Below are 11,386 nucleotides of genomic sequence, written 5' to 3' on the forward strand. Positions count from 1 at the left end.
CATGTTCGATCCAACCGAATGCTGGAACTATCTCAAACAGGCAGGCTACGTTGCATGTTAATCGCCCGATGCTCTAGCCGCCCAGCTTCGTCATCCCAGGGCGGAGCAGGAGCGAAGCGACGTCGCGGAGACCCTGGGATCCATGCCGCGACGGAAGAGCGTTGCGGCGGTGCCGAATTTCCCGTGCCTATACGCCAGCGTAGAACTTTTCTACACCGCTGCATCTTCCGACCAATGTCACGGAATGGATCCCAGGGTCTGCGCTCCGCTTCGCGTCGCTCGCCCTAGGATGACGAAATGAGGTCAATGCGCCTCATCCCAATTATTCGCCGCTCGCGCGTCGACATGCAACGGCACCGACATCGACACCGCCGGCATCGCCGCGTTTTCCATGACGTGGCGCACGACGGGGATAGTCGCCTCGACCTCCGCCTCCACCGTCTCGAAGATCAGTTCGTCATGCACCTGCAGGAGCATGCGGGCTGACAGCTTTGCCTTCTCCAGCGCTTCCTCCATGCGCACCATCGCGCGGCGGATGATGTCGGCGGCGGTGCCCTGCAGGCGGGCGTTGATCGAGGCGCGCTCGTTGAACGCGCGGATCGACGGGTTCGACGACCTTATATCCGGATAATGGATGCGGCGGCCGAAGATCGTCTCGACGAAGCCGTGCTCGCGGGCATAGGCCTTGGTCTCCTCGATATAGTCGCGGATGCCGGGGAAGCGCTCGAAGTACTTCTTGATATAGTTGCTGGCTTCCTCGCGCGGGATCGACAGCTGATTGGCAAGACCGAAGGCCGAGATGCCGTAGATAATGCCGAAATTGATCGCCTTGGCGCGGCGGCGGATTTCCGAAGGCATGCCTTCGACGGGTACGTTGAACATTTCCGAGGCGGTGATGGCATGGATGTCCGCCCCATCGGCGAAGGCCTGCCGCAGCTGCGGGATTTCGGCGACATGGGCAAGCACGCGCAGTTCGATCTGGCTGTAATCGGCCGAGACCAGGCGGTTGTCCTTGTCGGCGATAAAGGCGGTCCTGATCTTGCGGCCTTCTGCGGTGCGCACCGGGATGTTCTGCAGGTTGGGGTCGGAGGATGACAAACGTCCGGTCGTCGTCGCGGCCAGCGCGTAGGAGGTGTGGACGCGCTTGGTGTCCGGGTGGATGAAGCCCGGCAGCGCGTCGGTGTAGGTCGATTTCAGCTTGGTCAGCTGGCGCCAGTCGACGATCTTGCGCGGCAGTTCGTGGCCCTCGGCGGCAAGGTCTTCGAGAAGCTGCGCCGAGGTCGACCACTGGCCGGTTTTGGTTTTCGAACCGCCTGGCAGGCCCATGCGGCCGAACAGGATGTCGCCGAGCTGCTTGGGCGAGCCGATGTTGATGCGCTCGCCGACGAGCTGATAGATTTCCTCCTCGAGCCGGGCGGCGCCTTGTGCGAGTTCGCCCGACAGCCGCGACAGGATCTGCCGGTCGACGGAGATGCCGCGCTGTTCCATGCGGGCCAGCACGGGCACCAGCGGCCGCTCCAGCCGCTCATAGACCGAGACCAGGCCCTTGGCCGCAAGCCGGGGCTTCAGCACCAGCCAGAGCCGCAGCGTCACATCGGCGTCCTCGGCGGCATGGGCGGTCGCCTTGTCGATGCCGACCTGGTCGAAACCGACCGAGCTTTTGCCGGAGCCGGTCACATCCTTGATCTGGAGGGGTGAGTGACCAAGCCATTTCTCGGCAAGCGCGTCCATGCCGTGACCATGCGGGGTGCCGGCATCGAGCACGTAGGAGATCAGCATGGTGTCGTCGAACGGCGCGACATCAATGCCGTAGCGGCTCATGATGACCAGATCGTATTTCAGGTTCTGCGCGATCTTGAGGACCGACCTGTCCTCGAGCAGCGGCTTCAGCAGCGCCAGCGCTTCGCGAAGAGCAATCTGGTTCTCAAGCATGCCGCCGCCCAGCAGATCGCCGTTGCCGCTCTTGTGGGCGAAGGGGATGTAGGCCGCGCGGCCGGGCGCCGTGGCTATTGCCATGCCGATCAGTTCGGCCTGCATCGGATCGGGAGAGGTCGCCCTGGCGTCGAAGGCGACGATCCCGGTCTCCCGCGCCTCGGCGATCCAGGCCTTCAGCGTCGCGACGTCGCGGACGCACTGATAGGCCGACGTGTCGATCTTGCGCGTCGCCGCGCCCTCCAGCCGCAGCGCGGAGAGCAGGGAAGGGGTGTCCCCCTGCTTAGGTGTCTGCGTCGTCGGTGTAGCAGTTGCGTCTGCCTCTGGTCCAACCCCGTTTCGGGCAATGTCCGGTGCCCCCGCGCCCACATCGGGCCCGTGCGCGGCATCGGCGCGCTCGACGATCACCGCGACGGCCTGAACGTCGCCGGCCTCGGTGCCGGTCGCTTCCGCCACGCGGCGGGTCAGCGAGGAGAATTCCATGGTCTTGAGGAAGCCGATCAGCTTCGGCCCGTCTGGGGCATGAAGCACGAAATCGTCCAGGCCCTCGGCCACCGGCACATCGTTCTTCAGCGTCACCAGCTGGCGCGAAACGCGCGCTTTGTCGGCGTTGGCGATGATTGTTTCGCGCCTCTTGTCCTGCTTGATCTCGCCGGCGCGGGCCAGCAGCCCGTCGAGGTCGCCGAACTGCTCCAGCAACTGCGCTGCCGTCTTCGGTCCGATGCCGGGCACACCCGGAACATTGTCGACGGAGTCGCCGGTGAGTGCTTGCAGGTCGACCATCTTATCCGGCGGCACGCCCCATTTCTCGATCACCTCGGGGATGCCGATCTGGCGATCCTTCATCGGGTCGTACATGCCGACCGTATCGCCGACCAGCTGCATCAGGTCCTTGTCGGAGGAGATGATGGTGGTGTCGCCGCCGACCTCGCAGGCCAGCCGGCAATAGGTGGCGATGAGGTCGTCGGCCTCGAAGCCCTCCATTTCGATGCAAGGCAGGTTGAACGCCTTGGTCGCCTGGCGGATCAGGCCGAATTGCGGGATCAGATCCTCCGGCGGCGCCGAACGGTTGGCCTTGTATTCGGGGTAGAGGTCGTTGCGGAAGGTCTTGGAGGAATAGTCGAAGATGACCGCGAAATGCGTCGGTACAATGCCTACATCGGTGTTGCGGGCATCCTGCATCAACTTCCACAGCATATTGCAGAAACCGGAAACGGCACCGACCGGAAGGCCGTCGGACTTGCGGGTCAGCGGCGGCAGTGCATGATACGCGCGGAAGATGTAGCCGGAGCCGTCGACAAGGAAGAGATGGTCGCCTTTTTTCATGCCGGCAGGGATAGCGCGGCGCGATGGCTTGGTCCATGCCAAAGACATCGCCAGGGATTTGTTCCGTCAACACCCTGACAGATCGGGTTACACCGGGCCGCTCACGAGCACGTTACAAAAGTGTAACGTTGATGCCCTTGAATCGCCACGTTCACAGACCCAAATACACGTTATCGGCAGTTTTCGCCGAAGTCCGGAGCAAGGCCCGTCCCCCGCCTATCCCGGGCAACTGCGGCAGCCTATCCCCCTCTCCGGGCTGCCGCATCGTTTCGAGTAAAAGGCCGCCGTGGTTCCCCCTCCACCACGGCGGCATTTTTTTGCCTTGCGGCGACCGTACCGGGTCGTGGTCCAATCGTCCCGGGCTTTTCGTTTCGCCGCTCTGCCTTTACGGTCCCGGCACTGAATCGAAAGGCTTCGCAAATGTCCGCAGTTTCCCCCGTCCTCGACCGTCTCGACCAAAATCTCGACCAGAGCCTGGAACGGCTGTTCGGCCTGCTCAGGATCAAGTCGATCTCCACCGATCCGGCCTATGCCGCCGACTGCCGCAAGGCGGCGGAATGGCTGGTGGCGGAGCTCAAGTTGATCGGCTTCGACGCCAGCGTGCGCGACACGCCCGGCCATCCCATGGTGGTTGCGCATCATGACGGGCATGTCGGCGCGCCGCATGTGCTGTTCTATGGCCATTACGATGTGCAGCCGGTCGACCCGATCGAACTGTGGGAAAACGATCCGTTCGCGCCTGATATCAAGCAGGTCGGGCCCGACCACAAGGTGATCACCGGGCGCGGCTCGGCCGATGACAAGGGCCAATTGATGACCTTTGTCGAGGCGTGCCGCGCCTGGAAGCAGGTGCATGGCAATTTGCCGTGCCGCGTCACCATTCTCTTCGAGGGTGAGGAGGAATCCGGTTCGCCCTCGCTGAAGCCTTTCCTCGAAGCCAATGCCGAGGAGCTCAAGGCCGATTTCGCGCTGGTCTGCGATACCAGTATGTGGGACCGTGACACGCCGTCGATCTGCGTTGGACTGCGCGGGCTGGTTGGTGAGGAGATCACGGTCAGGGCCGCCGACCGCGACCTGCATTCGGGCCTCTATGGCGGGGCCGCTGCCAACCCGATCCGCATCCTGGCCAAGGTGCTGGCCGACATCCACGACAAGGATGGCCACATCACCATTCCCGGCTTCTACGACGGCGTCGAGGAGACACCGACCCAGGTGCTGAAATCATGGGAGACGCTTGGCGAGACCGCGGAGACCTTCCTTGGACCTGTCGGCCTGTCTATCCCGTCGGGCGAAAAGGGACGTTCGGTGCTGGAACTGACCTGGGCGCGGCCGACCGCCGAGTTCAACGGCATCATCGGCGGCTATACCGGCAAGGGGTTCAAGACCGTGATCGCGGCGGAAGCATCGGCGAAAGTGTCCTTCCGCCTCGTCCACAAGCAGGATCCCAAGAAGATCCGCGCCGCCTTCCAGCAATTCGTCAAGGAGCGCATTCCGGCGGACTGTTCGGTCGAATTCCACGCCCATGGCGGTTCGCCGGCAATCCAGCTTTCCTACGACTCACCGTTCCTGGCGAAGGCCAAGACCGCGCTGTCTGACGAATGGCCGAAGCCGGCGGTGACGACCGGCAGCGGCGGCTCGATCCCGGTAGTAGGCGACTTCCAAACCTATCTCGGCATGGAATCGCTGCTGGTCGGCTTCGGCCTCGACGACGACCGCATCCATTCGCCCAACGAGAAATACGAGCTCAGCTCCTTCCATAAGGGCCAGCGTTCCTGGGCGCGCATTCTGGACGCGCTGACGCGCTGAGGTGGCGTAGAGATCGCGATATCGGCTGAAAACCAACTTTCTGTTGATTTTTCAGCCGATCGCGGCGAGGACGGGCCACAATCAAGGCGCTGCGGCGCCCCTTGCTGGTCAAGGGACGCTCTGGCTCGACCGGAGAAGACAATGGCCGACATCCGCTTTCACAAAAATGACCTGCCCGACCTTTCGCATTACAATGTCGGGGCGGTGGCCATCGATACCGAGACGCTGGGGCTGAATCCGCATCGCGACCGGCTCTGCGTGGTGCAGATATCGCCGGGCGACGGCACCGCCGACGTCATCCAGATCGCACCGGGCCAGAAGAAAGCGCCGAACCTCGTCAGCCTGCTGAGGAGCCGCAACATCACCAAGCTGTTCCACTACGGGCGCTTCGACCTAGCCGTGCTCTATAATGCGTTCGGGGTGATGGCCGAGCCTGTGTTCTGCACCAAGATCGCCTCGCGGCTGACCCGCACCTATACCGACCGGCACGGGCTGAAGGACATCTGCTTCGAGCTTCTCGGCGTCGGCCTGTCCAAGGCGCAGCAATCGTCCGACTGGGCGGCCGAAACGCTGTCGCCCGAACAGCTCGAATATGCCGCTTCCGACGTGCTCTACCTGCATCGGTTGCGTGAGGTGCTGGCGGGAAGGCTGGCGCGCGAGGGGCGCACAAAGGAGGCCGATGCCTGCTTCCGCTTCCTGCCGACACGCGCCAAGCTTGACCTGATGGGCTGGGGCGAGGAGGATATCTTCGCCCATAGCTGAGGGCCCCGGCGACGATCCGCGCTCGACGGCGGTTTGGAACCAGATGCCGGCCGTGGCGTTCTGCCGGCTGGAAAAAGGGGATGACATGACCGACCGTAAGCCGATATCGACCGCGCCGACCGACGGCTCCAAGGTCACCGTCACCTGGAAGGACAGCGACGGCGTAATCAACGAATCCATCGCGCAGTACCGCGACGACGGCTGGTGGGTCTATACCGACAGCCACACGCAAAAGAAGGTCGAACCGATCAGCTGGCGGCCTGCTGCCAGCGACGATGACGACCAGTGAGCGTACCGCTGGCGAGGCCAGCTGCTTTCGAATAGCCTGAAGTCGTTGATATCGGGGCCGATTCGGCGCCTTCCGCTCCGCGCTCGCTCTCTTGCTCGCCGCCGGGCCATTGCCGGATGTCCGCGTCGTCGACATGAACGATGCTCTATGCGGCAAGCAAACCTGCGCTGCGGTCGTCGGCAACATCATTGTCTGGCGCGACTACCACCACATGACGGCGACCTACGCGCTGGCACTGGCGCCCTATCTGGCGAAGGCAGCGGGTCTCAGCCGTTGAAACCAGGAATGCTTGCATCGCGCTTGACCGTCGAGGGCGCCATCGGCTCAGTCAGCACCATCAATGCGGGGGCAAGCAGTCGCCGATGGGCATCGGGGCCCCGCGCGCTCGGTCGCCGTGCTCGACGAGGAAACCTTCCTGCGTGGCAGGGGCAATCCCGAGGAGGGCGGCCCGAAAGGCCCCGACATCGACCGGTCGAACAGCGTGGTGGCGATCACATGCGAAGAGCGAACGCTGGCTTTCTTCTCGCTGCTCTCGATATTCGGTGGCGCTGAAAATCGCCGGCAGGGCAGCGCCATTGCACCGGCGCAGTGCCGAAAGAGAGACCGACCCGAAATGGAATTAGAATGACGGATCGACGCTTCGGCGCTATGATGCCGGCATAGGGCGTTTGGGGCCAGCCAACCTAACGAATAGGAGGTTGCCATGAAGCACCAAACACTGGACCAACTGCATGCAGTGGCCGAAATTAGTGTCACACAGCCGGTAATGAGCCGAACCCAGCGTCTCGTACGTTGGGCCGAACTTCTCGAACGTGAGCCCCGCCGGCTGCTCACAGCGCTTGCCGGAACCGAATACCGTGCGCCGCCCGAGCGCAATGTCATGCGAGGCGATGGCTCGCCGATATCGGTTGCCTTCACGGACCCCATTTTGAAAGACGAGGGTCTGAAGGACGATAGTTATGGCGAAGCCAAGCGTTTCTTCGAGCTGACCGATCACCAACTGCATGAGATCGTCTGCTACTGCCATGTCGGCGAGGTAATGCAATCGTCCAGGGCCGCACTTTCTGTCCGTGCGGCGATTGGTTGACGCATGTCCACCAGGTGATCATCTGGGGATGGATTGAATTGGGGCGCGGTCGAATGCGAAGCTGTTTTCTGCGATCGCGCCCTGACGGAGACCATGGCGTGACTGCGTACCAAAGGCTTGTCCGCTGCTGGATACCGGCGTTCCGACCAATGGTTCTGATCGGTCTCTCTCGTCGGACGCGACCGCCTGCCGGCGCCTGATCCGCAATCTCAGGCTGCCAAGCATTTGATTATCAATCGCTTTGAATTTTTCCGACTTAACCCGCCCTTAAATCGCCGCATCTACTCTTCAACCGAAGCGCCATTGGCATCGGGAACAGACAGCGCAGCGCATGGCGAACCGCAGAGACAGCCGCATCGAGCCCAGCTTCGAGGGACCGTCGCAGACGCGGTCCTCGGCCGGTCTTTCGGTGAGCGAGGAGGACCGCGTCGTGCCGAGCAACCGCAAAGCCTCCGCAAAACGCAAATCATCGAAAGCGAAATCGTCGCGCGGCGGACGCGGCAGAAGCCGGCGTGGCCTGTTCGGCGTGCTGGGCCGGCTGTTCTACTGGTGCTTCGTGCTCGCCATCTGGGGCGGCATCGCGGTGGCTGGCGTCGTCATCTACTACGGCGCCAAGATGCCGGCGGCCACGACATGGTCGATCCCCGACCGCGCTCCCAACATCAAAATCGTCTCAGCCGATGGCCAGTTGCTCGCCAATCGCGGCATGAGCGGCGGCGAAGCCGTCGGCCTGCACGAAATGTCGCCTTATATTCCCGAGGCGGTCATCGCTATCGAGGATCGCCGTTTCTATTCGCATTTCGGTGTCGATCCGATCGGCCTGTCGCGCGCCATGGTCACCAACCTGCTTGGCGGGCATTTTTCGCAAGGCGGATCGACGCTGACGCAGCAATTGGCCAAGAACCTGTTCCTGAAGCCCGACCGTACGCTGGAACGCAAGGTGCAGGAAGTGTTGCTGGCGCTGTGGCTGGAGCACAAGCACACCAAGGACCAGATCCTCGAAATGTACCTCAACCGGGTCTATTTCGGCTCCGGCGCCTTTGGCGTCGAGGCGGCTTCGCGGCGCTATTTCGGCAAGAGCGCGCGCGACGTCACCCTGTCGGAAGCAGCCCTGCTTGCGGGCCTCTTGAAGGCGCCGTCGCGGCTGTCGCCGGCGCGCGATCCGAAGGCCGCAGAGGAACGCTCGCAACTTGTGCTCGCCGCCATGCGCGAGGAGGGCAAGATCAGCGACAAGGAACTGAAGACGGCGCTCAGCGCTCCGGCGACACGCTCGCCATCCTACTGGACCGGCTCGGAAAACTATGTTGCCGACACCATCATGGAAGAACTGCCCGACCTGATCGGCGACGTGCGCGGCGACATCGTCATCGACAGCACCGTCGACCTGAACCTGCAGAAGCTCGCCGAGAAGTCGATCCGTCGGCTGATCGACGACAGCGGCAAGAAGCTCAACGTCACCCAGGGCGTGCTGGTGTCGATCGACGATTCCGGCGCGGTGCGCGCCATGGTCGGCGGCTACGACTATTCGACCAGCCAGTTCGACCGCGCCTCGGAGGCGCGCCGGCAGCCGGGCTCGGCGTTCAAGCCGTTCGTCTATATGGCGGCCCTTGAGGCCGGCCGCACGCCCGACAGCGTGCGCAACGACGCGCCGATCAAGATCGGCAACTGGACGCCCGACAATTACGGCGGCAAGTACTTCGGCAAGGTCACTCTGGCGACCGCGCTGGCCAAGTCGCTGAACTCGGTTGCCGCGCAGCTGACCATGGAAGTCGGGCCGAACGCGGTGGTGGAAGCCGCGCATCGCATGGGCATCCAGTCCGACCTGCAGGCCAACACATCGATCGCGCTCGGTACCTCGGAAGTGACGCCGCTGGAGCTGACCTCGGCCTATGTGCCTTTCGCCAATGGCGGCTACAAGCCGGACATCCACTTCATTCGCCGCATCACGACCGCCGACGGCAAGGTACTCTATGACGGCGCTGGCGGCAGCACGCCGCGTGTGGTGAAGCCTGAGATCGTCGGCATGATGAATTCGATGATGACCGGCACCGTCGAGATCGGCACCGCGAAGAAAGCGGCTTTCGCCTGGCCGTCGGCCGGCAAGACCGGCACCAGCCAGAATTCGCGCGATGCCTGGTTCGTCGGCTACACCGCCAATCTCACCACCGGTGTGTGGTTCGGCAATGATGACGGCACGGCGATGAAGAAGGTCACCGGCGGCGCGCTGCCGGCGCAGGCCTGGCACGAATTCATGGTCGCCGCGCATGAGGGTGTGCCGGTGCGGCCGCTGCCCGGCACCTGGAAATCGACACCGGCCGACAGGATCGTGCCCGACGACATACCCTCGGCTGACAACAACCAGGTGGCACCGGTTCCATCAGCGTCCGTTGGCCAGCAGGCGCCATCCGCGCCGGCGCAACCGCCAGCGCCGGCCCGCGTCGCGCGGCCGGCCCAGACCGTCGATGCCGATGGCTTCAACATGCCGGCGGATGACGGCGCCACCGCCTCTGTCGGGCATCCGGTGCCGCCAGGCAGCGTCGGCGGGCCGCTCAAGAAGCGGAAGACCTCGATTCTCGACATTCTGGGCGGCGGCTGACGCTAAAGCGCGTCGCGTCGAAACGGGTTCGTGCAACGCGCTTCAGGGCATGTTTTACGCATGTCCCAGAACCGAGGTCACCTTTGGGCGACATGGATCGGTCGCCCAAGCGGCGTCAATCCGCCTCTCGCCAGCGCCGCGGCATTCGGCTACATCTCCGGCCCGGAGACCGCGACATGGCTGAACTCGACACCAGAAAAACCATCGTGCTGACCGGCGCCAGCCGCGGCATCGGCCATGCGACGGTCAAACGCTTTTCGCGCGAGGGCTGGCGCGTCATCACCTGCTCGCGCCAGGCATTTGCCGAGGATTGCCCGTGGCCGGCCGGCCCCGAGGATCACATCAAGGTCGACCTCGCCGACCAGGAAGATGTCGGCATCGCGGTCTCGGAAATCCGTCACCGGCTGGAATCGCATGGCGGCCAGCTGCACGCGCTGGTCAACAATGCCGGGATTTCGCCGAAGCTCAAAGACGGCAACAGCCGCATGAACTCGATCGACACGCCCATGCATGTCTGGCGCGATGTGTTCCAGGTCAATTTCTTCGCGCCGATCATGCTGGCGCGCGGCCTGTTCAAGGAGTTGGCGGCGGCCAGGGGCTCGATCGTCAACGTCACCTCGATCGCCGGCACCCGCGTGCATCCCTTCGCCGGCACCGCCTATGCGACCTCGAAGGCGGCCCTCGGCTCGCTGACGCGCGAGATGGCGCATGATTTCGGCCCGCACGGCATCCGCGTCAACGCCATCGCGCCGGGCGAGATCGACACGGCGATCCTGTCGCCGGGTACGGAAAAGATCGTCGAGACCATTCCGCTGCGCCGGCTTGGCACCACTGCGGAAGTCGCCGACATCATCTTCTTCCTGTGCTCGAGCCAGGCGTCCTACGTGACCGGCTCGGAAATCCACATCAATGGCGGCCAGCACGTGTGAGCGAGCCGGCTCGTGGATATGGGCGTTTCGCGGAGACCAACATCGTTGGGTCGCTGCTGACTTGATTTGATTTATGAATGGACCGCAAGTTTGAGCATCATGCGAGATCCTGGATCGCATCGCTGAATTTATCGGCTCTTCAGGAGATAGCTGATCGACGCCGGCCTCACGATTGTGAAGCGATAGGCGCGGCTCCTGCGCCTTCCGCCATGGCATCGCGAACTGGCTTTTGCCCAGCCTGGTTGCTCAATACCTCTTCGACAATGCCACGCGCGATCTCGCGCTCGCCCATGATCACCGTGTCGGCGCCGAGCCCCTTGAGATGCTCGACCTCGGCATCGGAATGGGCGCGGGCAATGACGTTGATGTTGGGATTGGCGGCACGCGCCCGCAATACGATCTGGCCGGCCTCGAACGCGTTGGGGATGGCGAGGATCAGCCGCCTGGCGCCTTCGGGATTGGCGGCTGCGAACACTTCGGCGTTGGCGGCATTGCCGGCCACGGTCTCGATATTGTCGGCTTTCAGCTTGGCCAGTGTCTTGTCGGCGTCCTCGATGACGAGGAAGGGCAGGGCCGCTTCCTTCAGCGCGGTGCCGACGAGACCGCCGACGCGGCCGTAGCCGATCAGGATGGCATGGCCGGTGAGTGTAGTCTTCGGT

Annotated in this window: 10 protein-coding genes; 8 read left to right on the forward strand and 2 right to left on the reverse strand. The window is 63.5% G+C overall.

Annotated elements, in window-relative coordinates; genetic code table 11:
* Positions 1-303 precede the first annotated feature (303 nt).
* Positions 304-3,258: a DNA polymerase I gene (polA, locus tag FJ548_RS29290; protein WP_181168948.1), complete on the reverse strand. Its 2,955-nt coding sequence runs from the start codon at positions 3,256-3,258 to the stop codon at positions 304-306.
* Between the two features lie 420 nt (positions 3,259-3,678).
* Here polA and FJ548_RS29295 point away from each other — a divergent pair, with 420 nt between their 5' ends.
* From FJ548_RS29295 to FJ548_RS29325, 8 genes are all read left to right on the forward strand, one after another.
* Positions 3,679-5,064, forward strand: coding sequence for a M20/M25/M40 family metallo-hydrolase (locus FJ548_RS29295; protein ID WP_140779728.1), 1,386 nt, complete (start codon positions 3,679-3,681; stop codon positions 5,062-5,064).
* Positions 5,065-5,205: 141 nt separating this feature from the next.
* The gene (locus FJ548_RS29300) at positions 5,206-5,826 is read left to right on the forward strand and encodes a ribonuclease D (RefSeq protein ID WP_140609231.1); all 621 of its coding nucleotides are present in this window, start codon (positions 5,206-5,208) and stop codon (positions 5,824-5,826) included.
* Positions 5,827-5,911: 85 nt separating this feature from the next.
* Positions 5,912-6,115 carry a hypothetical protein gene (locus FJ548_RS29305; RefSeq protein ID WP_140779729.1) on the forward strand — a complete coding sequence of 68 codons (204 nt, stop codon included), beginning with the start codon at positions 5,912-5,914 and terminating at the stop codon, positions 6,113-6,115.
* A gap of 91 nt (positions 6,116-6,206) precedes the next feature.
* The gene (locus tag FJ548_RS30120; protein ID WP_281407120.1) at positions 6,207-6,392 is read left to right on the forward strand and encodes an SGNH hydrolase domain-containing protein; all 186 of its coding nucleotides are present in this window, start codon (positions 6,207-6,209) and stop codon (positions 6,390-6,392) included.
* Positions 6,393-6,509: 117 nt separating this feature from the next.
* Positions 6,510-6,743 carry a hypothetical protein gene (locus FJ548_RS29310; RefSeq protein WP_181165579.1) on the forward strand — a complete coding sequence of 78 codons (234 nt, stop codon included), beginning with the start codon at positions 6,510-6,512 and terminating at the stop codon, positions 6,741-6,743.
* 75 nt (positions 6,744-6,818) lie between these two features.
* Positions 6,819-7,202, forward strand: coding sequence for a hypothetical protein (locus FJ548_RS29315; RefSeq protein WP_140609225.1), 384 nt, complete (start codon positions 6,819-6,821; stop codon positions 7,200-7,202).
* A 331-nt stretch (positions 7,203-7,533) separates the two neighbouring features.
* A complete protein-coding gene (locus FJ548_RS29320; protein ID WP_140779730.1) occupies positions 7,534-9,798 on the forward strand; it encodes a transglycosylase domain-containing protein in 2,265 nt (754 codons plus the stop codon).
* A gap of 176 nt (positions 9,799-9,974) precedes the next feature.
* The gene (locus tag FJ548_RS29325; RefSeq protein WP_140609221.1) at positions 9,975-10,727 is read left to right on the forward strand and encodes an SDR family oxidoreductase; all 753 of its coding nucleotides are present in this window, start codon (positions 9,975-9,977) and stop codon (positions 10,725-10,727) included.
* Between the two features lie 166 nt (positions 10,728-10,893).
* Here FJ548_RS29325 and FJ548_RS29330 read toward each other — a convergent pair.
* On the reverse strand, positions 10,894-11,386 hold a 493-nt coding region (locus tag FJ548_RS29330; RefSeq protein ID WP_181168947.1), incomplete at its 5' end, for an NAD-binding protein.

The sequence above is a fragment of the Mesorhizobium sp. B2-4-17 genome, from assembly GCF_006441275.1.
Taxonomy (GTDB): Bacteria; Pseudomonadota; Alphaproteobacteria; order Rhizobiales; family Rhizobiaceae; genus Mesorhizobium.